This is a genomic window from Brachymonas sp. KE5 (assembly GCF_057773645.1).
Genome location: NZ_CM173463.1, coordinates 738,338 through 761,623, shown reverse-complemented (window position 1 = coordinate 761,623; position 23,286 = coordinate 738,338). Strand labels below are relative to the sequence as shown.

21 protein-coding genes and 1 tRNA gene are annotated in these 23,286 nt (G+C 64.8%); 11 read left to right on the top strand and 11 right to left on the bottom strand.

Annotation, left to right across the window (positions count from 1 at the left end; translation table 11 throughout):
* Positions 1 to 8: 8 nt before the first annotated feature.
* The 6 genes from ACX36O_RS03565 to ACX36O_RS03540 form a co-directional block, all read right to left on the bottom strand.
* Positions 9 to 215, bottom strand: a complete 207-nt coding sequence (locus ACX36O_RS03565) for a helix-turn-helix transcriptional regulator (protein WP_488360067.1) — start codon at positions 213 to 215, stop codon at positions 9 to 11.
* Between the two features lie 357 nt (positions 216 to 572).
* Positions 573 to 1,703 carry a tyrosine-type recombinase/integrase gene (locus ACX36O_RS03560; protein WP_488360066.1) on the bottom strand — a complete coding sequence of 377 codons (1,131 nt, stop codon included), beginning with the start codon at positions 1,701 to 1,703 and terminating at the stop codon, positions 573 to 575.
* A 209-nt stretch (positions 1,704 to 1,912) separates the two neighbouring features.
* Positions 1,913 to 2,004, bottom strand: a tRNA-Ser gene (locus tag ACX36O_RS03555).
* A gap of 101 nt (positions 2,005 to 2,105) precedes the next feature.
* On the bottom strand, positions 2,106 to 3,425 hold the full coding sequence (gene serS / locus ACX36O_RS03550) for a serine--tRNA ligase (RefSeq protein WP_213359509.1): 1,320 nt from the start codon (positions 3,423 to 3,425) through the stop codon (positions 2,106 to 2,108).
* A 23-nt stretch (positions 3,426 to 3,448) separates the two neighbouring features.
* A complete protein-coding gene (gene ispH, locus ACX36O_RS03545) occupies positions 3,449 to 4,420 on the bottom strand; it encodes a 4-hydroxy-3-methylbut-2-enyl diphosphate reductase (RefSeq protein WP_213359505.1) in 972 nt (323 codons plus the stop codon).
* A complete protein-coding gene (locus ACX36O_RS03540; protein ID WP_213359503.1) occupies positions 4,417 to 4,890 on the bottom strand; it encodes an FKBP-type peptidyl-prolyl cis-trans isomerase in 474 nt (157 codons plus the stop codon). The genes ispH and ACX36O_RS03540 overlap by 4 nt, the downstream gene beginning before the upstream one ends.
* 135 nt (positions 4,891 to 5,025) lie before the next feature.
* Between ACX36O_RS03540 and radC the strand changes: the two genes are divergently transcribed.
* Both radC and mnmM read left to right on the top strand, forming a co-directional pair.
* Positions 5,026 to 5,712 (top strand): RadC family protein, encoded by a 687-nt coding sequence (radC, locus tag ACX36O_RS03535; protein WP_213359501.1) that lies wholly within the window; start codon positions 5,026 to 5,028, stop codon positions 5,710 to 5,712.
* A gap of 27 nt (positions 5,713 to 5,739) precedes the next feature.
* A complete protein-coding gene (gene mnmM, locus ACX36O_RS03530; RefSeq protein WP_213359499.1) occupies positions 5,740 to 6,336 on the top strand; it encodes a tRNA 5-(aminomethyl)-2-thiouridylate-methyltransferase MnmM in 597 nt (198 codons plus the stop codon).
* Positions 6,337 to 6,413: 77 nt separating this feature from the next.
* On the opposite strand, the gene ACX36O_RS03525 is transcribed toward mnmM, so the two are convergent.
* Together ACX36O_RS03525 and ACX36O_RS03520 are read right to left on the bottom strand one after the other, a co-directional pair.
* The gene (locus ACX36O_RS03525; protein ID WP_213359496.1) at positions 6,414 to 8,267 is read right to left on the bottom strand and encodes a gamma-glutamyltransferase family protein; all 1,854 of its coding nucleotides are present in this window, start codon (positions 8,265 to 8,267) and stop codon (positions 6,414 to 6,416) included.
* Between the two features lie 55 nt (positions 8,268 to 8,322).
* Complete coding sequence (locus tag ACX36O_RS03520) at positions 8,323 to 8,784, bottom strand: CBS domain-containing protein (RefSeq protein WP_091817570.1); 462 nt, start codon at positions 8,782 to 8,784, stop codon at positions 8,323 to 8,325.
* A 147-nt stretch (positions 8,785 to 8,931) separates the two neighbouring features.
* Between ACX36O_RS03520 and ACX36O_RS03515 the strand changes: the two genes are divergently transcribed.
* Genes ACX36O_RS03515 through ACX36O_RS03505 form a run of 3 tightly spaced genes read left to right on the top strand, consistent with a single transcriptional unit; the run spans position 8,932 to position 13,863 of the window.
* On the top strand, positions 8,932 to 10,248 hold the full coding sequence (locus ACX36O_RS03515) for an O-acetylhomoserine aminocarboxypropyltransferase (protein ID WP_213359493.1): 1,317 nt from the start codon (positions 8,932 to 8,934) through the stop codon (positions 10,246 to 10,248).
* Positions 10,245 to 11,081, top strand: coding sequence for an alpha/beta fold hydrolase (locus ACX36O_RS03510; protein WP_371687218.1), 837 nt, complete (start codon positions 10,245 to 10,247; stop codon positions 11,079 to 11,081). The genes ACX36O_RS03515 and ACX36O_RS03510 overlap by 4 nt, the downstream gene beginning before the upstream one ends.
* A 52-nt stretch (positions 11,082 to 11,133) precedes the next feature.
* Positions 11,134 to 13,863: a GDYXXLXY domain-containing protein gene (locus ACX36O_RS03505; protein ID WP_371687219.1), complete on the top strand. Its 2,730-nt coding sequence runs from the start codon at positions 11,134 to 11,136 to the stop codon at positions 13,861 to 13,863.
* 87 nt (positions 13,864 to 13,950) lie between these two features.
* Here the strand turns inward: ACX36O_RS03505 and ACX36O_RS03500 are convergent, their stop codons facing one another.
* Positions 13,951 to 15,312 carry a YihY family inner membrane protein gene (locus ACX36O_RS03500; protein WP_250130963.1) on the bottom strand — a complete coding sequence of 454 codons (1,362 nt, stop codon included), beginning with the start codon at positions 15,310 to 15,312 and terminating at the stop codon, positions 13,951 to 13,953.
* Here ACX36O_RS03500 and ACX36O_RS03495 point away from each other — a divergent pair.
* Positions 15,311 to 15,817 carry a DUF2069 domain-containing protein gene (locus ACX36O_RS03495; protein ID WP_213359487.1) on the top strand — a complete coding sequence of 169 codons (507 nt, stop codon included), beginning with the start codon at positions 15,311 to 15,313 and terminating at the stop codon, positions 15,815 to 15,817. The two genes, ACX36O_RS03500 and ACX36O_RS03495, sit on opposite strands and share 2 nt — an antisense overlap.
* Positions 15,818 to 15,837: 20 nt before the next feature.
* Here the strand turns inward: ACX36O_RS03495 and ACX36O_RS03490 are convergent, their stop codons facing one another.
* Positions 15,838 to 17,520, bottom strand: a complete 1,683-nt coding sequence (locus ACX36O_RS03490) for a SulP family inorganic anion transporter (RefSeq protein WP_213359484.1) — start codon at positions 17,518 to 17,520, stop codon at positions 15,838 to 15,840.
* Between the two features lie 107 nt (positions 17,521 to 17,627).
* On the opposite strand from ACX36O_RS03490, the gene ACX36O_RS03485 reads away from it, so the two are divergent.
* The 3 genes from ACX36O_RS03485 (at position 17,628) to ACX36O_RS03475 (ending at position 21,086) form a co-directional block, all read left to right on the top strand.
* Complete coding sequence (locus ACX36O_RS03485) at positions 17,628 to 19,037, top strand: FAD-binding oxidoreductase (protein WP_213359473.1); 1,410 nt, start codon at positions 17,628 to 17,630, stop codon at positions 19,035 to 19,037.
* 190 nt (positions 19,038 to 19,227) lie between these two features.
* On the top strand, positions 19,228 to 20,043 hold the full coding sequence (locus tag ACX36O_RS03480; RefSeq protein WP_213359471.1) for a thymidylate synthase: 816 nt from the start codon (positions 19,228 to 19,230) through the stop codon (positions 20,041 to 20,043).
* Between the two features lie 158 nt (positions 20,044 to 20,201).
* Complete coding sequence (locus tag ACX36O_RS03475; RefSeq protein ID WP_213359462.1) at positions 20,202 to 21,086, top strand: DMT family transporter; 885 nt, start codon at positions 20,202 to 20,204, stop codon at positions 21,084 to 21,086.
* On the opposite strand, the gene ACX36O_RS03470 is transcribed toward ACX36O_RS03475, so the two are convergent.
* Positions 21,087 to 21,563, bottom strand: a complete 477-nt coding sequence (locus ACX36O_RS03470; protein ID WP_488360065.1) for a c-type cytochrome — start codon at positions 21,561 to 21,563, stop codon at positions 21,087 to 21,089.
* Positions 21,564 to 21,707: 144 nt separating this feature from the next.
* On the opposite strand from ACX36O_RS03470, the gene ACX36O_RS03465 reads away from it, so the two are divergent.
* Together ACX36O_RS03465 and xth are read left to right on the top strand one after the other, a co-directional pair.
* Positions 21,708 to 22,202: a dihydrofolate reductase gene (locus ACX36O_RS03465; protein WP_213359452.1), complete on the top strand. Its 495-nt coding sequence runs from the start codon at positions 21,708 to 21,710 to the stop codon at positions 22,200 to 22,202.
* A 187-nt stretch (positions 22,203 to 22,389) separates the two neighbouring features.
* Complete coding sequence (gene xth / locus ACX36O_RS03460) at positions 22,390 to 23,187, top strand: exodeoxyribonuclease III (RefSeq protein WP_371687225.1); 798 nt, start codon at positions 22,390 to 22,392, stop codon at positions 23,185 to 23,187.
* The last annotated feature ends 99 nt before the right edge of the window (positions 23,188 to 23,286 follow it).

Genomic DNA, 23,286 nt, shown 5'->3' with positions numbered 1-23,286 from the left:
TACCTCACTTACTCGGCCAGGGCTTCAGCGGCCAGACGTTCCTCGAGAGCGTCCAGGTCGGCCACGCGCCAGCCGACACAGCGGGCCGAGAACTTGATAGGTTTGGGGAATTTGCCGGACTGGACACCATCGCGCCAGGTGGTGCGTCCGATGCCGAAACGCTGCAATACTTGTTGCTCGCGCAGCACGGTTTGTTGAATGTTGGCCTCGCTCATGGCAAGTTTTCCTTTCTTGAAGGTGGGATAACTTGCAGCACCACAAACGGTGTGTGGTCTAATGAAGCCATCCGCCCGGATGGCTTGCTGCAATTCCCTTGTGGTAGGTCGAGAAGGCTCACGTTGGCGCGTGGGCCTTTTCACTTTCTGCACCATGCGAACAAATGTTTGTCCGTCTGGTGCATTGGGTCTAATCCTAATGTCTTTTCTTCTGGTATCTCTTGCTGAAAGCTTTCAGCAAACTGACAAACCCCGGAATGTTACGAATTGGCGCGGCTTTCCGCGTGATTTGGGTTTTTGTTCGGTCGCACAGGATGTTGAAGAGCGTGGCTAGGATGTCGTTGTCGATCACTTGCATCACACCCTCGGCAGCACAAAATCCGCCCACTCCTGCATCATCTGGCGGCGCTTTTCCAGCATGTCGCCACGGCGGTATGCAGCTTCTACTTTGTTCTTGATCGCGTGCGCCAGCGCCATTTCGGCCAGATCGCCGGGGTAATGGGTACGCTCACCGCACCAATCCCTGAAGGTCGAACGGAACCCATGTGGCACATACGGCAGTTGCTGGCGGCGCATGCAAGCCGTCAGGCTCATGTCCGATAGCTGGCCTCCACGCGGCGCAGCAAACACGTAATCCACACCCACGAACACCGGCAAGCCTTTCAGCAGCTCCACGGCTTGATCGCTCAATGGCACACGATGCTCTCTGTCTGCCTTCATCCGTTCGGCAGGAATCACCCACAGGCGCGCGTCCATGTCGATTTCGTCCCATGTCGCACCACGTACCTCGCCACTACGGGCAGCGGTCAGGATGGCGAACAACAGAGCGCGGGCGGCGATGCCATTGCCAGATAGCAGATGCTTTGCGAATGCAGGAACATCGTCAATCGGCATGGCCGGGTGGTGGGACACCTTTGCAATCTTCGATGGCGTCGGCAGTAGCTGGTCAAGATGGCCGCGCCAGCGTGCCGGGTTCTCACCCTCGCGGTATCCGGCCACCTTTGCCGATGACAGCACCTGTTCAATGCGGCCACGAACACGGGTAGCGGTTTCTGTCTTGCTTGTCCAGATCGGGCGCAGTACCTCAAGTACATGCCGTGTCTCAATATCGGCCACGCTCATTTCACCGATAAGGGGATAAGCGTATGTGTCGAGCGTGCTGGCCCATTGCGCTGCATGTTTGACGTTGCGCCATTCAGCCGCATGTGCGTCGATGTAGTCGGTAGCACACTTCCTGAAGGTGGGGACAGTCTCTGTCTTGCGGCGCAGCCGGGCCGCTTTGCGCTCCTGCACCGGGTCGATGCCCTCGATGGCTTGCTGGCGGGCCTGTCGAGCTTTCTCGCGGGCTTGGGCCAGCGTCACATCGTCGAATCCACCTAGCCCCATTTCGCGGCGCTTGCCGTGAACGGTCACCCGCACAATCCACGAACGCGCACCGGCATCACTCACGTATAGGTACAGGCCGGGGACACCACCTACAGCGTGCATGCCCGGTTTCTTGATCCTGCCGACAACGAGAGCTGATAGCTCCTTAGCGCGTAATCCCACCTTGCCCCTCCATCTATCCCACCGTGAAATGGCGGATTGAAGTCAATTCTAGCGGCCCTTGGCGGACAAAAAAAGCCGCTTTACTTAGCGGCTTCAGAGGGGATTTGTACTTTAGCGGGCAATCTATGGTGGGATTGAAAACCTACGTCTGGCGGAGAGAGAGGGATTCGAACCCTCGATACAGGAGAACCTGTATGCCGGATTTCGAATCCGGTGCATTCGACCACTCTGCCATCTCTCCGTGGTCTGTTCATTCCGCAGCGAGAGCGCTGCAGGAAACAGGCAATTTTACATGCAAGTGACAGCCTCCGCCAAGAGGCCGTCCGCATTTTTTCGCCTGACTCAGTCCGCGCGCAGCACGCTGACACCACCCATGTAGGGGCGCAGCGCCTCGGGCACCTCGATGCTGCCGTCCGCCTGCTGGTAGTTTTCCAGCACAGCCACCAGGCAGCGGCCCACGGCCAGACCGGAACCGTTGAGCGTGTGCACCAGTTCGTTCCTGCCCTTCGCGTTCTTGAAGCGGGCCTGCATGCGGCGCGCCTGGAACGCCTCGCAGTTGCTGACCGAACTGATCTCGCGGTAGGTGTTCTGCGCCGGCACCCACACTTCCAGATCGTGCGTGCGCGTGGCGCCAAAGCCCATGTCGCCGGTGCAGAGCACGATCACGCGGTACGGCAGGCCCAGCTTCTGCAGGATGGCTTCGGCGTGGTGGGTCATTTCCTCCAGCGCCTCGTAGCTCTTCTCTGGATGCACGATCTGCACCATCTCGACCTTGTCGAACTGGTGCTGGCGGATCATGCCGCGCGTGTCGCGGCCATGACTGCCCGCCTCGGAGCGGAAGCAGGGGCTGTGGGCCGTCAGCTTGATCGGCAGGTCGGATTCGGCCAACAGGGTGTCGCGCACGGTGTTGGTGAGCGGCACTTCGCTGGTCGGGATCAGATACAGCGGGGTGTTGTCGGGATGCTCTTCCGACTCCTGGCCACCCTTCTTCGCGGCAAACAGGTCGGCTTCGAACTTGGGCAACTGGCCGGTGCCGCGCAGGCTGTCGGCGTTGACGATGTAGGGCGTGTAGCACTCGGTGTAGCCATGCTCGGTGGTCTGCACATCCAGCATGAACTGGGCCAGCGCACGGTGCAGGCGCGCCACCGGGCCGCGCAGGAAGCTGAATCGCGCTCCCGAAAGCTTGGCGCCCGTGTCGAAATCCAGACCCAGCGGTGCACCCAGATCCACGTGGTCGCGCACCTCGAAATCGAACTGGCGCGGGGTGCCCCAGCGGCGCAGTTCCACGTTGTCGGCTTCGTCCTTGCCCACCGGCACGCTCTCGTGCGGGAGGTTGGGCACGCCGGGCAGGATCTCGTCGATCGCGGTCTGGATCTCGGTCAGGCGGGCGGCGCTGGTTTCCAGCTCCTGCTTGATGGAACCGACCTGAGCCATCACGGCCTCGGCACCGGCATGGTCGCCCTTGCCCTTGAGCTGGCCGATTTGCTTGGACAGCGTGTTGCGCTGCGACTGCAGCTCCTCGGTGCGGGTCTGGATGGTCTTGCGCTCGGCTTCGAGGGCGGTGAAGGCAGCCACGTCCAGCCAGGGCTGCGGCGACTTGCGCGTCTGCAGGCGGGCCACTACGTTGTCGAGGTCTTTGCGGAGCAGGAGGATGTCTAGCATGGGGATACTTCTGAAACGGGGAATTACTGGTCGAGCTTGAGGCCCTTGGGCAGCGGGAACTTGAGCGTTTCCTGCACGCCATCCATGGTGCGCACGGAAACGGCTCCGTAGGCCTTCACGCGGGCCACCACCTCTTCGACCAGGATTTCGGGGGCGGACGCGCCGGCGGTGATGCCGACCGTGGCAGCATCCTTGAACCACTCGGGCTGCAACTCATCGGCATTGTCGACCATATGGGCCGGAACGCCCAGCCGCCGCGCCAGTTCGGCCAGGCGGTTGCTGTTGCTGCTGGTCGGGCTGCCGACCACGATGACCACGTCGGCCTGCCTGCTCAGCACCTTGACGGCGTCCTGGCGGTTCTGCGTGGCGTAGCAGATGTCCTGCTGCTTGGGCTCGCGGATGTTCGGGAAACGCGCCCTGACGGCGGCCGTGATGGCTGCCGCATCGTCCACGCTGAGTGTGGTCTGCGTGACCACGGCGAGACGTTCGGTCTGCGAAGGCTGCACGCGGGCCACATCTTCCACGTCTTCCACCAGATGGATGCCGCTGTCGAGCTGGCCCATGGTGCCCTCCACTTCGGGATGCCCCTTGTGGCCGATCATGATGAATTCGTAGCCTTCCTTCGCCAGCTTGGCGACTTCGACATGCACCTTGGTCACCAGCGGGCAAGTGGCATCGAACACCTGGAAGCCGCGCTGGGCGGCCTCTTCCTGCACCGCCTTGCTCACGCCATGCGCGCTGAATACCAGCGTGGCGCCGGGTGGCACCTCGGCCAGGTCTTCGATGAAGATGGCGCCGCGATTTTTCAGGTCGTTCACGACATGCGTGTTGTGCACGATTTCGTGCCGGACGTAGATCGGACGGCCGAATTTCTCCAGTGCGCGTTCGACGATGTCGATGGCACGATCCACACCGGCACAGAAGCCGCGCGGCGCAGCCAGCACGATGCCGGCATCGGGAGCGGTTATGGGGGCCGAAGGATTGCGTTCAGTCATAGCACACCGATGATCTGCACCTCGAAGGTGACGGGCTGCCCCGCCAGCGGGTGGTTGAAGTCGAACAGGATGGCGTCCTCGCCCAGCTCGGCAACGGTGCCGGCAAACTGGCCTTGCGCGTCGGGCGTGGGAAACTGCACCACTTCGCCGACCGCGTATTCCTCGTTCGGATCGCCCATTTCCTTGAGCACGCTGCGCTTGAGCCACTGCAGCATCTGCGGATTGCGCTCGCCAAAGGCGGCGCCGGCCGGCAGTTCGAAGGTGGTGTGCGTGCCCTCGGGCATGCCGATCAGCTTCTCCTCGATCGCCGGCGAGAGTTCGCCAGTGCCCAGCGACAGCGTGGCGGGCTGCTCGAGGAAGGTGTCAATCACATCGCCCTGCGGACCGGACAGACGGTAATGCAGGGTGAGAAAGGAATCGGCTTGCACCACGGGCGTGCCGGGGGCTGCGGAGGGGGTAGCTTCAGTCATGATCCGGTCCGGAGGTTGGATGCGCTATTGTAAGAGGCTGGCTGCATGGCAGGCGGAGCGAGGGCATTGTCGCCTGCCCGGGATCAAATCCGGCATCACTCATTTATAATACTTTTTATTTATCAATGGGTTTTCATGGCGCTCCACGACCTTCCGCATGCCTCCCGTCCGCGCGAACGCCTGCTGCAGCATGGTGCCGCAGCGCTGGGAGATGTCGAACTGCTGGCACTGCTGCTGCGCACCGGCACGGCCGGGCGCAACGTGCTGGTCATGGCGCAGGATGTGCTTGATGCCTGCCAGGGTCTGGCCGGGCTGCTGCATGCCGATGCGCGCACGCTAGGGCAGATCAAGGGCCTGGGCGGCACCGCCAAACGTGCCGAACTGCTGGCCGTGATGGAACTGGCGCGCCGGGCCATGGCGCAACAGCTGCAGCAGCGTACCCTGCTCAACCACCCGGCGCTGGTCAGCCACTACCTGCAGGCGCACCTCGGCAATCTGCCGCATGAGTGCTTTGCCGTGCTGTTTCTCGACAGCCAGCACCAGCTGATCCAGCTCGAGACGCTGTTTCGCGGTACGCTTAACCAGACCAGCGTCTACCCGCGCGAAGTGGCCTTGCGCGCGCTGCACCACCATGCCGCCAGCGTGGTGCTGGCGCACAATCACCCGAGCGGGCAGGTGCAGCCATCCAGTGCCGACATTGCCCTGACGCGCCAGTTGCAACAGGCGCTCGCCCTGCTCGACATTCGCGTGCTGGACCATATCATCGTGGCGCGGGGGCAGAGCCTGTCGATGGCCGAACAGGGCCTGATGCCTGCCGCCTGAGTTTTCCTGTCTGTCTGCCGATACGCCATGCGCCCTGCCCTCACCCGCCACCTGCCCGAGATTGTTCCCTTTGCCCACGGGCTGCTGCAACGCGCCTTGCAGCCGGGCGATATCGCCATCGACGCCACGGCCGGCAACGGGCACGACACGCTGTTGCTGGCGCAACGGGTGGGCGATGGCGGGCATGTGTATGCCTTCGATGTGCAGGAGCAGGCCATCTCGGCCACGCGCGAACGGCTGGAGGCACACGGCGTCGCTTACCGCGTCAGCGTGATTCATGCCGGACATGAAACCGTGCAGCAGCATGTGCAGCAGCCGGTGCAGGCCGCCGTGTTCAATCTGGGCTATCTGCCGCGCAGTGACAAGCAGGTAACGACGCAGGCCGACAGCACCATCGCGGCGCTGGAGGGCATCTGGCAGCTGCTGCAGCCGCATGGGCTGATCGTGCTGGTGGTGTACCACGGGCACGCCGGCGGCAAGCAGGAGCGTTCCGCGCTGGAAGATTACGTGTGCAGCCTCGATCCGGCTACCGTGCGCGTGGTGCGCTATGCGCTGGCGAATGTGCCGAACGATCCGCCTTACGTGCTGGCGCTGGAGAAGCTCAAGCAAGTTTCCGCCTGTTGAGTCGACGCGGCGTCCTGTCCCGCTTTGCAGGCACGGAACGAGCCTGAAACCTGCGGGATCAGGCTCCACCTTGCCTGTCAGTCTCCCAGCACCACCCCTTCGCGCCGCGGATCGGCCCCGCCGAAATAGCCCTGCGGCGTTTTCTGGATCGCCTGCAGGCCGCTGGTCATGTCCATCTCGCGCACCTCGGCGCCGCGCTTGCGCAGGGCCTCGATGGTGGCCGGGGCGAAGCGTTTCTGCTCCAGCAGCGTGGGACCGTTGATCGATCCGAAATTGGGCAGGTCGATGGCGCGCTGGGGATTCAGGCCCCAGTTGAGCGTGCCGTACAGCGTCTTGGCCACGTAATGGATGATCAGCGCGCCGCCCGGGCTGCCCGCGCTCATCAGCAGTTCGCCGCGACTGCCATCCGGCCGCTTCGCATATACCAGGATGGGCGCCATGCTGGAACGTGGCCGCTTGCCGGGCTGCACGCGGTTGGCGACCGGGCGTCCAGCGGCATCCGTGGGCGTGAAACTGAAATCCGTCAGCTCATTGTTCAGCAGGAAGCCGCCCGCCAGCCCCTTGCCGCGGTTGACCATCAGGCGTGCCCCGAACTGGTCCTCGATGGTGGTGGTCATGGAGACGGCGCGGCCCTGCGCATCGATCACGCTGATGTGGCTGGTGCCGTATTCGGGCTGGGCCGGCATGGGCGCCCAGGCGGCACGCACGCCACCGGCTTCGCCCGGCTGCGCAGTCTGCATGGAACGCCCTTGCGGCCCCTGCTGGATCAGGCTGGCGCGCTGCTGCAGGTAGGCCGGCTGCAGCAGGGCCTGCCAGCTGCCGCCCGGGGCCGGCACGAAATCGGGATCGGCCACATACTGCGCGCGGTCGGCAAACGCCAGGCGCGCTGCCTCCGTGTAGAGGTGCAGCCAGTCGGCACTCGGCTGGCCCTGTTGCAGAGGCAGCTTCGCGGCTTGGGTGTGATTGAGAATGCCCAGGATCTGCCCGATCGCCAGCGTGCCCGAACTGGGCGGGGGCATGCCGCAGATGGCGTAGCGGCGTGCTACGGCCTCGTAATCGAAACAGAGCGCCGGATGCTGGCGCGGCTGGTAGCGTGCCAGATCGCTCAGCGCCAGCTTGCCCGGATTGCCGGCATGACCCTGCACGGTACGCACCATGGCCTGCGCCACTTCGCCCTGCATCAGGTAGCGTGCGCCCTGACCGGCAATGCCGCGCAGCACGGCCGCATATTCGGGATTGCGCAGCACATGGCCGACTGGCCAGGGCTGGCCGTCCGGGCCATGGAAATAGCTGGCGGCGGTCCTGTCGTTGGCGCGCAGGTATTTTTCGGCGCTCAGCAGCCGGTGCAGGCGCGCACTGACGGGAAAGCCCGCCTCTGCCAGTCGGATCGCCGGCTCGAACAGGCGCTTCCACGGCAGGCTGCCCTGCTTTCGATGCACCTGCTCCAGCATGGCGACCACGCCAGGCACGCCGACCGAGCGCCCGCCCACTACCGCTTCATGGAACGGCAGGGCCTTGCCATCGGCGCCCAGGAACAGCGTCTCGCTTGCACCTGCCGGCGCAGTTTCGCGCCCGTCCCAAGCCTGCAGCGTCCTGCCATCGTCATACAGCAGGAAGGCGCCGCCGCCGATGCCGCTGGATTGCGGCTCGACCAGCCCAAGCACCATTTGCACGGCAATCGCCGCATCCAGCGCATTGCCGCCGGCACGCAGAATCTCCAGCCCTGCCTGCGTTGCCAGCGGATTGGCGGCCGCCACGGCCTGACGCTGCCATTGCCAGCCGGGCTTGCTGGTCCAGCCGCTGGAGGCTTCAGGGTTGGGTGGAACCGTGGAGGCTGCCGGTGCCGCGGACGGCGCCTGCAATGGGGCGCAGGCAGCCAGCACAGCCGCTGCTGCTGCAACCCCTGCCAGTCGAAACATGGCCTGTGTCATGCGAAACCCTTTCGAATCCACGGGCCCTGTGCAACTGTGCCCCAGTGCCGAAGGCTTATTCGACGCCGGCGTCTTCCTCGTCCTTGGCCGGCCAGTCGCGGATGTAGGCCTTGAGCATCTTGTTCTCGAAGTTCTGGCTTTCCACCACGGTCTTGGCCACGTCGTAGAAGCTGATCACGCCCTGCAGCACCTTGCCTTCCATCACCGGGATGTAGCGGGCATGGTGATCCAGCATCATGCGGCGCACTTCGTCCAGCGCGGTTTCGGGCGTGCAGGTGATGGGGTGGTCATCCATGGCGGCGCGCACCGTGGAGTTGCCCAGGCTGCCGCCGTTCTTGGCCAGCTGGATGTTGATTTCGCGGAAGGACAGCATGCCTGCCAGTTCGCCATGCTCCATCACCACCAGTGCCCCGATGTCCTTCTCCACCACCACGTTCAGCGCGTTGAGCAGGGAATCGTCAGGGTGCACCGTGTACAGCGTATTGCCCTTGACGCGAAGAATGTCACTTACTTTCATGTTGGCACCTTGTCTCTGGAATGGCCGGTGAAAAACAAAACAACAGGATCAATATAGCCCACATTTGGAGACATTTTCCTCCGTGTTAGCCCGCTGCACCCAGCATATACACTTGCACAATCGGCACAAAACATTGAAGGAGACCCCATGCCTGGCTACGCCAACCCCGGCTTCGATACGCTGGCCCTGCACGCCGGCGCCACGCCCGATCCGGCCACCGGCGCGCGCGCCGTTCCGATCCACCTGACGACCTCGTTCGTGTTCCAGGACAGCGACCATGCGGCCGCGCTGTTCAACATGGAGCGTGCGGGGCACGTCTACTCCCGCATCAGCAACCCGACCAACGCCGTGCTCGAGCAGCGCATGGCCGCACTCGAAGGCGGCGTGGGCGCCATCGCCGTGGCCACCGGCCAGGCCGCGCTGCACCTGATCATCAGCACGCTGATGGGCACGGGCAGCCATATCGTTGCCAGCGCCGCGCTCTATGGCGGCAGCCACAACCTGCTGGCCTACACGCTGCCGCGCTTCGGCATCGAGACCACCTTCGTGCCGCCGGGCGATCTGGAAGCCTGGCGCAATGCGGTGCAGCCCAATACCAAGCTGTTCTTTGGCGAGACCGTGGGCAATCCGGGTCTGGATGTGCTGGACATTCCGGCCGTGGCCGATATCGCGCATGCGGCCGGCGTGCCGCTGGCGGTCGATTCCACGCTGACCACGCCCTATCTGCTGAAGCCGCTGGAGCTGGGCGCAGACATCGTCTACCATTCGGCCACCAAGTTCCTGAGCGGGCATGGCACGGTCATGGGCGGCGTGGTGATCGACGGCGGACGCTTCGACTGGGAGGCCTCCGGCAAGTTTCCGGAGCTGACCGAGCCCTATGACGGTTTTCATGGCATGGTGTTCAGCGAGGAAAGCAGCACCGGGGCCTTCCTGCTGCGCGCGCGCCGCGAAGGCCTGCGCGACTTTGGCGCGGCGCTCAGCCCGCACAGTGCCTGGCTGATCCTGCAAGGGCTGGAAACACTGCCGCTGCGCATGGAGCGCCATATGGCCAACACGGAAAAAGTGGTGCAGTTTCTGGCCAGCCATCCGTTCGTCACGCGCGTGGGCCATCCGCTGCTGGAGAGCCACCCCAGCCACGCATTGGCCGGCAAGCTGCTGCGCCATGGCACGCGCGGTGCGGGCAGCGTATTCAGCTTCGACATCGCCGGCAACCGCGCGCAGGGCAAGGTGTTCATCGAGGCGCTCAAGCTGTTCAGCCACCTGGCCAACGTGGGCGACTGTCGCAGCCTGGTGATCCACCCGGCCAGCACCACGCACTTCCGCATGGACAACGAGGCGCTGGCGCAGGCCGGCATCACGCAGGGCACCATCCGCCTGTCCATCGGCCTGGAGGATCCGGACGACCTGATCGACGATCTGAAACGCGCCCTGAAAGCGGCAGAAAAAGCAGGAGGCCAGGCATGAAACGCACCGTCAACAACGAAGTGCTGTACGCGTACACGGGCGGCAAGGATTACAACCCCGATCTGCCGACCATGGTGTTCATCCACGGTGTGCTGAACGACCATAGCGTCTGGGCACTGCAGAGCCGCTACTTTGCAAACCATGGTTTCAACGTGCTGGCGATCGACCTGCCCGGCCATGGCCGCAGCAGCGGCGCGCCGCCGGCCAGCGTGGCCGAAGCGGCGGCCAGCGTGCTCGGGCTGCTGGACGACCTGCAGGTGACCGAGGCGGTGCTGGTGGGCCACAGCTGGGGTTCGCTGATTGCGCTGCATGCGGCCAGCCTGGATCCGCAACGCGTCGTGCAGGTGGTGCTGGTGGGCACAGCGTTTCCGATGCCGGTATCGCCGGCGCTGCTGGAGATGTCGGTCTCGGCGCCGGACAAGGCCATCGACATGGTCAACACCTTCTCGCATTCCACGCTGTGCGCGGCCGTGCCGGGCCAGGGTGCCAATGTGGGCAGCTGGACCTACGGCGGCGCCCGCGCGCTGATGCAGCACGTGCTGGCCAGCAACCGCTCGCACAATGTATTCAACATCGGCTTCAATGCCTGCAACAGCTATGCCACCGGGCTGGAAGACATGGCGCGCGTCAGTTGCCCCGTCACCTTCGTGCTGGGCAGCGCCGATCAGATGACGCCGCCCAAGGCCGCCAGAAGCCTGATCAGCGCTGCTGGCAAGTCACAGGTGTTCACGCTGCCGGCCGGCCACAGCCTGATGACCGAGGCTCCGGATGGCGTGCTGCGCGCCATCCAGGCAGCGGTGAAAGGCATGTCGCAGGTGCGCGTGTCTGCCTGACTCTTCGGCGTGCTTCGGCACGCCGCGTTTCACATTCCATGGCCGTCCTCCCATGACGCTGCGACAACACCTGTTCGACCTGGCCCGGCATTTCGGGCTGAATCCCGCGCAAGGACAAGCCCTTCACAACGCCGCGGGCATGGACGCGCAGCCCGCCGCGGCCAACCGGTTGGCGGTGCCGGCGTTGACGCTGCTCGCCGCTGTCATGGCCGGCTTCGGCGTGATCCTGTGGATTGCAGCCAACTGGGGACTGTGGGAGCGGCCGGTGCATTTTGCCCTGCTGGGTGCACTGTTGCTGGCCAGCAGCGTTGGCAGCTGGGCGCTGGCGCGTTTCCGGGCCGCCAGCCTTGCCCTGGGCGTCCTGGCAGGAGCATCGGTAGGCGGGCTGCTGGCGTATTTCGGGCAAACCTATCAAACCGGCGCCGATCCCTGGCAGCTGTTCGCCCTGTGGGCCGGCCTGACGCTGCCCTTGTGCCTGGGCCTGCGTCACCGCGCCCTGTGGATGCCCTGGAGCCTGATTGCCAACACGGCCATCAGCCTGTGGGCCTGGGCCCAGATGGACCGGTGGGCCAGCAACTACGAGGCGCCGCAATTGCTGTCCATGCTCGCGGCGTTTGCGGCAAGCCTGCTGGTCAGCGTCGCGCTGTATCCTGCTTGGCGCCGCATCACGGGCAGCAGTGCACTGTCGCATCGTGTGGCCATGCTGTGGACGGTCCTGCTGATCGGCTCGCTGTCGGTGGCGCAGTTCCTGACACTCATGGGCCATGCCGTCGCACTGTTGCCGGGATTGCTGCTGTTCGGTGCCATGGTTGCCTGGTATGGCACGCGCCGCCATTTCGACGTACTGATCCTGAGTGCCGCCAGCCTCGGGGTCCTGGTACTGCTTTTCGTATTCCTCACGGAACGCCTGCTGCGCCTGGCCGGCTATGCCGACCCTTTTCTCATCATGCTGCTCGGCATCTTCGCGATGCTGGGATTGGCGGGTGCCGTGGCCTGGATCATGCGACGCTACCGTGCAGTGACAGGTACACGTCCGGTTGACGACGAACGCGAGAAGCATGCCCCGCAAGAGAACGACATCGCGTTGACTGCGGCGCTGGATACGGGCGTGGCGCATGGCTGGTGGAGCTCGCGGGCACATGCCCTTGCAGCCCTGGTTCCGGATTCCGGCGAGCGTCCCTGGTCGGTGGTCCTGCTCACGGCACTCGGCGCTTGGCTTGCCGTGGTGCCTTTTGTGATCGCGCTCGGTCTGTTTGCATGGAATACCAGCTCCGCCGCGCTGACGCTGGGAGCGTTGTTCACGACGGGAACGGTGCTGCTGCTGCGTCAGCCGAAGCTCCCGCTGTTCCTGGAACAAATGGCGTATGCAGTGCTGATTACGGGGCTGGCCTTCCTGGTCATCGGAGCGGGCTCGCTCTGGGGTGAGCGGGAAGCCCTGTGGCTGTTGTTCGCCGTGCTGATGGGACTGGTGGTTTTTCTGCGCGAGCCGTGGCTGCAGTTGCTGCTTGGCGCCGCCTTGTGCTGGATGATGCCCGCCGTCATCGCGAGTCTGCTTTACGCGCAAACCGATTTATGGATGCTGGACCAGACCTGGACGCTGGCCTGGCTGCCCGCCCTGATCGCCCTGCTCTGGCCGCTTGCCATGCTGCGCTCCCCCGCACGCTGGCTGGGCTTGCCGCTGGTGCGTTTCGCTGCCCGGCGTGAGGCCTTCTGGGCCGGGTGGATGCTGACGGTGCTGGTGCAACAGGCTGCCAGCGCCGGCATGACCTTCATGATGACCGGCATGCTGGGCGGCGGGGGCATGACCCCCACTGCATGGGGCAACAATGTGTGGACCGAAGCGGCCGGCCTGCAGTTCTGGCAATGGTGGCTGCCTCTCAGTTCCGGCCTGTTCGCGGCGGCAGCCTATGCCATTGGGGCCCAGCGCTGGCCGCTGCTGCACCAGCCTGCGCTGGGCCTTCTGGCCGTGCTGCTGGTGGTGGCATCGTGGTTTCTGCCGTCGCTGGGCATTCCGCTGTGTTTCCTGGCCACGGCTGCCGTCACGCAGCGCTGGCGGCTGGCGCTGGCGGCGGCAGCGGCCGTCGCGTGGGTCATCGGGGCCATCTACTACCAGACCGACTATCTGCTGGTGCACAAGGCAATTTCGCTGATCGGGCTGGCCTTGGTCACAGGCGCGCTCGCAGTCTGGCTGCGACACACCCAGGCCCGCCAGGCACCGCTGCTGTCAGCCTCCATGCTGTCCATCCCCGAAAGCCCTGCACCGGCAGCGGCTCCTGATCGGCTGCGTCGCCATCTGGTGCTGCTGGTTCCTGCCGCAATGGCCGCCATTCTGCTGCCCGGAGTGCTGAACAATGAGGCATTGATCCGCGATGGGGAGCGCTTGCTGGTGAAACTGGCACCCGTCGATCCACGCTCCCTGCTGCAGGGTGACTATATGGCACTGGCGTTTGACCTGGGCCCGGCCACCCCCACCGGCGGCATGGACGAAAGCCTGGAGCAGGCCCGCCATGTGGTGTTCCAGCGTGCCGCGAACGGCCTGGCCACCGCACGACGGCTGGAACTGGACGATCGTCGCCCGCCTCTGGCGTCCGACGAGCGACGCATGCCGCTCAGCCGCAAGAGTGGCCGCACCGTTCTGGTCACGGATGCGTGGTATTTCAAGGAAGGCACCGGCGAGCGCTGGGCCCAAGCCGCCTACGGAGAATTCCGCCTGCGTGCCGATGGGCGAGCCTTGCTGGTCGGCCTGGCAGACGAAAACATGCAGCCAATCCCGCAGGATTGATGCCAGCTTGCCATGCGCGTCAGTCCAAGCGTGACGGAGTATGCGGCATCCAAGCCGTCAGACAGCCAGCGTTGAATGTTGCGCCGCCTAAACTGCCGTCTTGGACGCCACATTCTCGCGCTTGAGCGCGTCCAGCAGCGTCATGTCCGCCAGCGTGTGGTGCCACAGCGGCTGCAACTGCGGCGTCTGCGGCAGCAGCCAGCGGGCGATCAGCGGTTCCAGGCGGGTTTTTTCCGCGGGCACCAGCAGCACCCAGGGCGAATCGGCCTCGTCCAGACGCCCGACCCAGCGCAACTCCGCCAGTTCTTCCAGCACCGGCTCCAGCTGGGGGGCCTCCACGCGCAATTGCTGCGACAGCAGTTCCAGCGGCACGCCGCGAGCCGGCATCTGCTGGGCATGGTGCAGCTTGCGCAACAACTCGATCGCCAGTTGCATCTGCCAGCCCATGCCCTGCCCGCGGCGGCGCAGTCCGTGCAGCAAGGCGGGCAGATAGGCGGCGATGACGGCCCCCAGCAGGATGATGATCCATGCCAGATAAACCCACAGCAGCAGGATCGGCAAGGTGGCAAAAGTGCCATACACCACCGAGTAGGAAGGCACACGTGCCAGATAGGCCGCCAGCAGGCGCTGCGCCAGCGCAATGCCCGCCGCCGCAAACACGCCACCGGCCAGCGCATGCGTCCAGCGCACGCGCGTATTGGGAACGAAGTGGTAAAGCGCCGCCATGCCCCCCGCCATCAAGGCAAACTCGACGGTGTTGATCAGGAACTGGACGCCGCCCGGCGTGCCGACCGGCGTGCCCGTGATCCAGCCCTTGGACAGCGACAGCACATAGGAGGTAGTGGCCACGCTGGCCCCCAGCACCACCGGTCCGATGGTGACGGCAGCCCAGTAAATGAGCAGGCGCTGCCCGATCGGACGCTGCTTGCGCACGCGCCAGATGGCATTGAGATGCTCGTTGATGCTGGACATCAGCATCAGCGCCGTCAGCACGAAGAATACGGTGCCCGCCGTACCGAGCTGCTTGGCGTGGGTGGCGAACACGGTCACGCTTTCCACCACCGGATTGGCGATGGCCGAGGGGATCAGGTTCTGCACCATCCACTGTTCCAGCGCGCGCTGCAGCTTGCCGAACATCGGAAAGGCCGTGAAGATGGACAGCACCACCGCGAAAAAGGGCACGATGGCCGTGAGCGTGGTGAAGGTCAGGCTGCTGGCGGTGAGCGAGAGATGGTCCTCGCGGAAACGCTGGCGCAGCATGGCCAGGGTTTCGCGCCACGGAAAGTCCAGCAACAGCATGGGCAGCCGCGCATGAAAGTCGAGCAAGCGTCTAAGCAGTTTCTGCATGGCCGCCATCATGCCATCTTTGTGCGGCAATGGCAGCGCATTCGTGGTAGCCTTGGCAGCCGTCTCCTGCCGCTGGCGGCTTTCTGCCAGATCCTTTTCCATGAACGAATTCAACGACCTCAGCCTGCAGCCGATCCCGCCCACTCCTGCCATCCGCCGTACGCGTGTTGCGGCCGTGGGGCTGCTGCTGGCGCTGGTGCTGCTGCTGGTGGCGTGGGAACTGTGGCTGGCGCCGGTGCGTCCGGGCGGCTCCTGGCTGGCGCTGAAGGCATTGCCGCTGTGCCTGCCGCTGGCCGGCCTGCTCAAGAACCGCATGTACACCTACCGCTGGCTCAGCCTGATGGTGTGGCTGTATTTCTGCGAAGGTGCCGTGCGCGCCTGGAGCGACCGTGCGCCGAGCAGCTACTACGCCCTGCTGGAAGCCGTGCTGTGCGTGGCGCTGTTCGTGGCCTGCGTGATGCACATCAAGCTGCGCTTTCAGGCGGCGCGGCAATTCTTTGCAAAGACTCTGGCACAGGCGGACGCAAACGTCGACCACCAGATGGCAGCGGCGACCGCACCCTCCGCTGCAACGCCTGACGCACCCGCAGGCTCGGCGCAGGCCTGAGACAGGCGCCCGTCGTTGCACTAGACCAGATCGCCGGCAAGGCAGTTCAGCCGCTGCTGCGCCGCCTGCACCGCATCATCCACGCTCCAGAAAACCGGCACCAGTTGCCCCGCACTGCCGTCAAGCAGCCCGGCCCGCTGCAGCGACTCGCGCGACCGGTCCTTGACGCGCGCCAGCATCAGCGTGCAACCGTGGTGCCCCAGATCCTGGGCCAGTTCGGCCAGCGCCTCCACGCTGCTGGAATCCAGCGTGTCGCACAACTCCATGCTCAGCACCAGAACCTGCGTCCCGCTGGCCAAGGCGTGCTCGCGCATGCCGGCGAAGATACGCTCGGCATTGGCGAAGAACACGGGCTCTTCGGGCCGCAGCACGGTGATGCCCGGCATGCGCAAGGTTTCGGGGTGCGCCTTGCGGTCGAGATAGTCCCGCGTTCCCGGCAGCTGTCCCAGCTCGCTCCACAGCGGGCGCGCAAAGCGTCGCAGCACCAGCAGCACGGAGAGCGCCACCGCCAGCAGCAGCCCGAACAGCACGCCGAACACCAGCACCGCCGCGGCCGCCACCCAGGCCAGCCAGGTGTCGCTGCGCAAGCGCAGGCTATGCAACACCGTGCGCGGCCACAGGCTGTGCGCCAGAATGCCGATCACCACGGCCGCCAGCACCGGCACGGGCAGCAGCGCCAGCCAGTCGCGGCCCTGCCAGAGCAGCAGCGCCAGCGCAAGCGCAGCAGCCAGTCCCGTCAGCTTGCTGCGACCGCCTGCAGCCTCGTTCGCCGACGAAGCTGAAAACCCTGCCCCCACGGGCAACCCCTGCAGCGCTCCGCTGGCCAGGTTCGCCAGACCCAGCCCCAGCAGCTCCCGCCGCGGCGCCACCCGGTCGCCATGCTGCAGCGCCAGCGTGCGCACCGAACCCCAGGACTCGGCAAACAGGATCACCAGCAGCGCCGGCGCGATTTCTGCAGCGCGCAGCCAGTAGGCATCAGCCAGCCTGGGCCAGGGCCAGGGCCAGTGCCAGCCGGCCCAGTTCCATTCGATGGCGCCGACCAGTGCAACACCGTCCTGCGCCGGTGCCAGCAACTGCGACGCCACGATGCCGGCCACCAGAATCAGCAGCGAAGGCGGCACCAGCAGCCAGCGGTGCAGGCGCTTGAAGAGCCCCCAGCACAGCAGCGCCACCAAGCCCCACACCAGGCTGGGCCCATGCACCAGCGCGCGGTAGTGCCACAGCTGCTCCAGCAACGAGAAAAAGCCCGGTGCGGATACAGGCATGCCTGCCAGATGCGGCACCTGCCGCAGGATGATGGTGAGTGCCAGCGCCCAGGCAAAGCCGCGCAGCACCGGCCGCGAAACGAACGCGCCAAGGAATTCAGCCCGCAGCGCCCAGGCCAGCAGAAACAGCACGCCGGTCAGCATCACCAGCGCCAGCCCCATCGGCACCCCACCCAGCGCCACGGCAGAGGCAAATACCGCAGCAGCCGACGAGGTAGGCGACACGATGGCAAAGCGGCTGCTGCCGAACCAGGGATAGAGGCACAGCCCCACCAGCGCCCCGAGCAGGGCATGGGCCGGAGGCACGTTGGCGATTGCCGCATAGGCCACCGCCTCGGGTAACAGTACGCCGGCCACGGTCAGCCCGGCGAACAGGTCGTCGAGCAGGGGGCGCAGCAACAGGCGGCGCGCTGCGCCTCCCTCACCCTGCAAGGGCATTGCCGATCGCTGCCCGCTTCCGTTCATTCCAGATCCTTGACGTCGCCACCATGGCCTGCATGCATTATCTGCCCGCCTGGCGCGTTCGAGAGCCGTATCATTGCGCCATGCAAGACGCACTTCCGGATTCCTTTGCCCGCATCGTCGGTGCCTCCCACGTCCTGACCGGCAGCGATGCCGCCCCCTACTGCCGCGACTGGCGCAAGCGCCACGAGGGGCTGGCGCTGTGCGTGGTCAAGCCCGGCAGCACGCAGGAAGTGGCCGAGGTGGTCAAGCTGTGTGCAGCGGAGCAGATCGCCATCGTGCCGCAGGGCGGCAATACCGGCCTGGTCGTCGGCTCCGTGCCACGCGATCATGGGCGCAATATCGTGCTCAGCCTGCAGCGCATGCAGACCATCCGTGCCATCGACGTGGCCAACCAGACCATCAACGCCGAAGCAGGCTGCATTCTGCAGAACGTGCAGCAGGCCGCGGCCGACGCGGGCTGGCTGTTTCCGCTGAGCATGGCCAGCGAGGGCAGCTGCACGCTGGGCGGCAACCTGGGCGCCAACGCCGGTGGCACGCAGGTGCTGCGCTACGGCAACAGCCGCGAGCTGTGTCTGGGGTTGGAAGTGGTCACGCCGCAGGGCGAGATCTGGAGCAGCCTGCAGGGCCTGCGCAAAGACAATACCGGCTACGACCTGCGCGACCTGTTCATCGGCAGCGAGGGCACGCTGGGCGTCATCACCGCCGCGACCATGAAGCTCTACCCGCAGCCGCGCGTGCAGCTCACCGCCTGGGCTGCCGTGCCTTCGGTGCAGGCTGCGGTCGACCTGCTCGGGCTGGCACGCCAGCACCTGCATGCGGGACTGACCGGCTTCGAGATAATGGGCCAGTTTGCGCTGTCACTGGTGGACAAGCACTATCCGCAGCTGCGCGTGCCGCTGTTCCGTGACACGCCGTGGTGCGTGCTGCTGGAGAATGCCGATTTCGAGGGCGAAGCGCATGCCCGCGAGCGCTTCGAAACGCTGCTGGAGGCGGCCATGGAACAGGGCTGCGTAACCGACGCCATCGTCGCCGAGAACCTGACGCAAGCGCACACCCTGTGGCACATCCGCGAGAGCATTTCGCTGGCGCAGGCCGAGGAAGGGCTGAACATCAAGCAGGACATCTCCGTGCCGATTTCGGCCATCCCGCAGTTCGTGCAGGAAACCGATGCCGCGCTGGCCGCCCATGTGCCCGCGGTGCGCATCGTGAACTTCGGCCATCTGGGCGACGGCAATCTGCACTACAACGTGCAGGCGCCCGAAGGCGTCGATCCTTCGCGCTTTCTGGCCGAACAGGAGCCGGATATCAACCGTATCGTATTCGATGCCGTGCACCGCTTTGGCGGCAGCATCAGCGCCGAACATGGCATCGGCCAGCTCAAGCGCGATACGCTGCCCAGATACAAGTCCGCCGTGGCACTCCAGCTGATGCGGGCCATCAAACAAGCGCTGGACCCACAGGGGATCATGAATCCGGGACGGGTGCTCTAAGCAAAAGCACCGCCGCAGCGATTCCGCGGCCCAAGTCCCACTGTCAGATTTGCCTGGCAGGCACGCTCACCCGCCACGCACCGCGGCACGACTCCTCTGTCTTGCCAGCAGATGCAAGGATCGTTCCAGGAGAAGATTCTTCGATATCCTTACTGGTCCTCGCTTCAGCGTCGCTCCGTACAATCACCCCATGCAGAATCCCACCCCCTCCAACCAGTACGAAACCTTTCTGCGCCACGTGCGCGACACCGGCGTGGCCAAGGCCGACCGCACGGGCACCGGCACCACCAGCGTGTTCGGCTACCAGATGCGCTTCGATCTGCAGCAGGGCTTTCCGCTGGTGACGACCAAGAAGGTGCACCTCAAGAGCATCATCTACGAACTGCTCTGGTTCCTGCGCGGCGACGGCAATGCGCGCTGGCTGCAGCAGCACGGCGTGACCATCTGGGACGAATGGGCCGACCCGGAAACCGGTGACCTCGGGCCGGTGTACGGCGTGCAGTGGCGCAGCTGGCCGAAGCCTGATGGCAGTCATATCGACCAGATCGCGCAGGTGATGGAGACGCTCAGAAGCAATCCCGACTCGCGCCGCATGATCGTGAGCGCCTGGAACGTGGCCGAGCTGGACAAGATGGCGCTGATGCCCTGTCATGCCTTCTTCCAGTTCTATGTGGCCAACGGCAAGCTGAGCTGCCAGCTCTACCAGCGCAGCGCGGACATCTTCCTCGGCGTTCCGTTCAACATCGCCAGCTACGCGCTGCTCACGCACATGGTGGCGCAGCAGTGCGGGCTGGAGGTGGGCGAGTTCATCTGGACGGGTGGGGACTGCCATATCTACAGCAACCACAGCGAACAGGTGGACCTGCAGCTCTCGCGCGAGCCCTTCCCCTACCCGCAACTGGTAATCAAGCGCAAGCCGGCGGATATCTTCAGCTACGCATTCGAGGACTTTGAAGTGGTGGACTACCAGCACCATGCGCCGATCAAGGCGCCGGTGGCGGTGTGATTGGAAGCGTAGCCAGCTGATTGCAGCCGGCTCAGGCGAAACGCCCTGCCGGAGGGCGTTGGCCTCGGGAGAATCATGGCTCATTTAACTTTATAAAGCCTACAGTAGTTGAAAAAATTCCCGATCAAGCGCCAATCATGGTGTAAAGCGTATTTTCAATGCAAACCCTGACCCGCAAGCAACTCCTTGCGCTGCTGGTGCTCACCCTGATGTGGGGCATCAACTGGCCGATGATGAAGCTCTCCTTGCGCGAGCTGCAGCCGCTGCATTTCCGAGCCCTCACCATGAGCCTGGGCATGCTCGGATTGATGCTGTACTTCCGTACGCGCGGGGTGCGGTTGATGCCGCAGGGCTGGAGCGAATGGCGTGCCATTCTGATCCTTGCGCTGCCCAACATGCTGGGCTGGCATGGCCTGTCGATCTACGGGCTGCAGCAGCTGTCATCCGGCCGCGCCGCCATTCTCGGCTTCACCATGCCGGTGTGGACGGTGCTGCTGGGCGTGCTGTTCTACCGCGAGCAACTCAACCGGCGGCTGATCGTTGCGGTGGTCGCGGTACTGGCTGCCATCGGGCTGCTGCTGGCCAACGAGCTGAGCAATCTGGCGGGCCGGCCCGTGGGCATCCTGTGGATGCAGGGCGCGGCCATCTGCTGGGCACTCGGCACCATCTGGACACGCCGCCTGCCCACCACCTTGCCGACCGAGGCGCTGATCGTGTGGATGATGGCCTTCGGCGCGGCCAGCATGGGCGTGCTCGCAGCCCTGCTGGAGCCGCCGCAGAGCTACGCTTTCAGCACCCCGGTCTGGCTCAGCCTGGCTTATGGCGTGCTGATCAACTACGGCGCGGCGCAGGTGCTGTGGTTCAGCCTGGCGCGCGCGCTGCCGCCCAGCACCAGCGCGATGAGCGTGATGGCGATTCCGCTGATCGGCATCATGAGCGCCACTGTCATCGTGGGCGAATGGCCGCACTGGCAGGACTTTGCCGCCGTGGGCTGCGTGATGCTGGCGATTGCGGCAGTGTTGCTGCCGCGACGGGGCGCCTGATCAGCGATTGCGGAACTGGTCGTGGCACTTGCGGCAGGTGCTGCCTGCATCCACCACCAGTTTCTTCAGCACGTCCAGATCACCGGCGCGTGCCGCGGCGGGCAGCTTGTCCACCTTTTCGCGCAGCTGCTGGGCGCTGGCCTGGAAGCGCGGCGTGGCCGTCCAGACAAACTCGTTGGCGCGCGTGTTGACCAGCGGCGCACCGCTGCCCGGCACGAAGGCATGGAACGGCAGGCGCGACATCACCATCACCACATTGGCGTCTTCCACGGCCTGGGCCTGATCGTAAGGGATACGCTTGAGCGCCATGGCACTCAGGCGGCTGAAATGGTGTTCCATCACCTCGAAAGCGCCCTTGCGGTAGGCAACGGCGTCCTCGGCCTTGGGAAAGGTCATCCACTGGGCCGAAGCACCCAGACTGGCAAAACCCAGGACCGCCACCAGTGCGGCGCGGCCCCATCGAGCAAACGTCTTCATTGTTCAGATCCTGCATGGCCGGCAGGTTGGCCGGCGCCACCTGTTGCGCCCCTCAGCCCCTGCCTTGCAAACCGGCCTACTATACACATAATGTGTCACGCTCCAATAGTCAGGTTACGCACGTAACCTGCCTACAATGCCGGCATGAAACCCGCCCTGCACCTCATCTACGCACGCGCCCGCAATGGCGTGATCGGCCATCAGGGCCAGATGCCCTGGCATCTGCCGGAAGATCTGGCGCACTTCAAGCGAACCACGCTGGGCGCGCCCGTCATCATGGGCCGCAAGACCTGGGACAGCCTGCCGCAGAAGTTTCGCCCCCTGCCCGGTCGCACCAATGTGGTGATCACGCGCCAGCGCGACTGGACGGCCCCCGGCGCCATCGTGGCGCACAGCCTGGGTGATGCCATCGTGCAATGCGGCGCGGTGGACACGATCTGGGTGATGGGCGGCGCCAATGTGTATGCGCAGGCCCTGCCGCTTGCCGACCAGGTGGTGGTGACCGAAATCGATGCGGATTTCGAGGGCGATGCCTATGCGCCGATTCTGGGCGAACAGTTCCAGCCGGTGGAGCGGGAGGCGCATGTGAGCAGCCAGGGGCTGCCGTTTGCGTTTGTGACCTACGTGCGGGTGGGCTGACGTTTCTTCTTCACCATGGTTGTGCACTCGGATCACTACAGGGATGGGAGAAGCTGACCTGCACTCCACCCCAATCGTCGACCCCACACACCTCCACCACACGGTGAAACCGTATTGCTCCTAGAATCCCCTGCTTCAGCGTCAATGCGCCGTGTTCGCCACCCCAAGGGCACAGGATCCCCTCACCATGCAAATCGCCACCTGGAACGTCAACTCCCTCTCCGTCCGCCTGCCGCAGGTGCTGGACTGGCTCGCCGCCAACCCCGATGTGGAGGTGCTGGCGTTGCAGGAAACCAAGCTCACCGACGACAAGTTTCCGCTGCAGGCGCTGAACGAGGCGGGCTTTCAGGTGCATTTCTTCGGCCAGAAAACCTACAACGGCGTAGCCCTGCTCTCACGCACGCAATCCGGCACCGACGTGGTGCGCAATATTCCCGGCATGGATTGCGAGATGGCGCGCGTGCTGAGTGCGACCTACATGGCACCCAATGGCCAGCCCTTGCGTGTGGTGAACGGCTATTTCCCCAATGGCCAGGCGCCCGGCACCGACAAGTTTGCCTACAAGATGCGCTGGCTCACGGCACTGCGCGAGTGGCTGCGCGCCGAGCTGGTCAAGACGCCGCAACTGGTGCTGCTGGGGGACTTCAACATCACCTTCGACGATCTGGATGTGTACGACCCGGTGGCGCTGCACGAGACCATCCACTGCACCACCGAGGAGCGCAGCCACCTGCAGGAGCTGATCGGCCTGGGCCTGACCGACAGCCACCGCCTGTTCCCGCAACCCGAGAAAAGCTACAGCTGGTGGGACTACCGCGGCTTTGCCTTCCGCCGCAACAACGGCCTGCGCATCGACCACATCCTGGTCAGCGATGCGGTCAAGCCCATGGTGACGGCCTGCACCATCGACCGCCTGCCACGCAAGAACGAGCGCCCCAGCGACCATACGCCGGTGGTGCTCACGCTGGAGCGTGCCACTGCATAAACGCGGCAGTCCTTAGCAAATAGCCGGAGCACCTAAGAACCCGAAGCGATATCCTACCTACAATTTATTCGTTTCATTTATTTAAAATCCAAATATCAT

Coding starts and splice junctions, on each gene's coding strand:
- ACX36O_RS03495 (WP_213359487.1), top strand. CDS start 15,311: ATGAACGAATTCAACGACCTCAGCCTGCAGCCGATCCCGCCCACTCCT.
- ACX36O_RS03510 (WP_371687218.1), top strand. CDS start 10,245: ATGAAACGCACCGTCAACAACGAAGTGCTGTACGCGTACACGGGCGGC.
- ACX36O_RS03505 (WP_371687219.1), top strand. CDS start 11,134: ATGACGCTGCGACAACACCTGTTCGACCTGGCCCGGCATTTCGGGCTG.
- ACX36O_RS03520 (WP_091817570.1), bottom strand. CDS start 8,784: ATGAAAGTAAGTGACATTCTTCGCGTCAAGGGCAATACGCTGTACACG.
- ACX36O_RS03470 (WP_488360065.1), bottom strand. CDS start 21,563: ATGAAGACGTTTGCTCGATGGGGCCGCGCCGCACTGGTGGCGGTCCTG.
- ACX36O_RS03490 (WP_213359484.1), bottom strand. CDS start 17,520: ATGCCCTTGCAGGGTGAGGGAGGCGCAGCGCGCCGCCTGTTGCTGCGC.
- ACX36O_RS03515 (WP_213359493.1), top strand. CDS start 8,932: ATGCCTGGCTACGCCAACCCCGGCTTCGATACGCTGGCCCTGCACGCC.
- mnmM (WP_213359499.1), top strand. CDS start 5,740: ATGCGCCCTGCCCTCACCCGCCACCTGCCCGAGATTGTTCCCTTTGCC.
- ACX36O_RS03475 (WP_213359462.1), top strand. CDS start 20,202: ATGCAAACCCTGACCCGCAAGCAACTCCTTGCGCTGCTGGTGCTCACC.
- ACX36O_RS03485 (WP_213359473.1), top strand. CDS start 17,628: ATGCAAGACGCACTTCCGGATTCCTTTGCCCGCATCGTCGGTGCCTCC.
- ACX36O_RS03465 (WP_213359452.1), top strand. CDS start 21,708: ATGAAACCCGCCCTGCACCTCATCTACGCACGCGCCCGCAATGGCGTG.
- ispH (WP_213359505.1), bottom strand. CDS start 4,420: ATGACTGAACGCAATCCTTCGGCCCCCATAACCGCTCCCGATGCCGGC.
- ACX36O_RS03525 (WP_213359496.1), bottom strand. CDS start 8,267: ATGACACAGGCCATGTTTCGACTGGCAGGGGTTGCAGCAGCAGCGGCT.
- ACX36O_RS03560 (WP_488360066.1), bottom strand. CDS start 1,703: ATGCACGCTGTAGGTGGTGTCCCCGGCCTGTACCTATACGTGAGTGAT.
- ACX36O_RS03500 (WP_250130963.1), bottom strand. CDS start 15,312: ATGGAAAAGGATCTGGCAGAAAGCCGCCAGCGGCAGGAGACGGCTGCC.
- ACX36O_RS03540 (WP_213359503.1), bottom strand. CDS start 4,890: ATGACTGAAGCTACCCCCTCCGCAGCCCCCGGCACGCCCGTGGTGCAA.
- radC (WP_213359501.1), top strand. CDS start 5,026: ATGGCGCTCCACGACCTTCCGCATGCCTCCCGTCCGCGCGAACGCCTG.
- serS (WP_213359509.1), bottom strand. CDS start 3,425: ATGCTAGACATCCTCCTGCTCCGCAAAGACCTCGACAACGTAGTGGCC.
- xth (WP_371687225.1), top strand. CDS start 22,390: ATGCAAATCGCCACCTGGAACGTCAACTCCCTCTCCGTCCGCCTGCCG.
- ACX36O_RS03480 (WP_213359471.1), top strand. CDS start 19,228: ATGCAGAATCCCACCCCCTCCAACCAGTACGAAACCTTTCTGCGCCAC.
- ACX36O_RS03565 (WP_488360067.1), bottom strand. CDS start 215: ATGAGCGAGGCCAACATTCAACAAACCGTGCTGCGCGAGCAACAAGTA.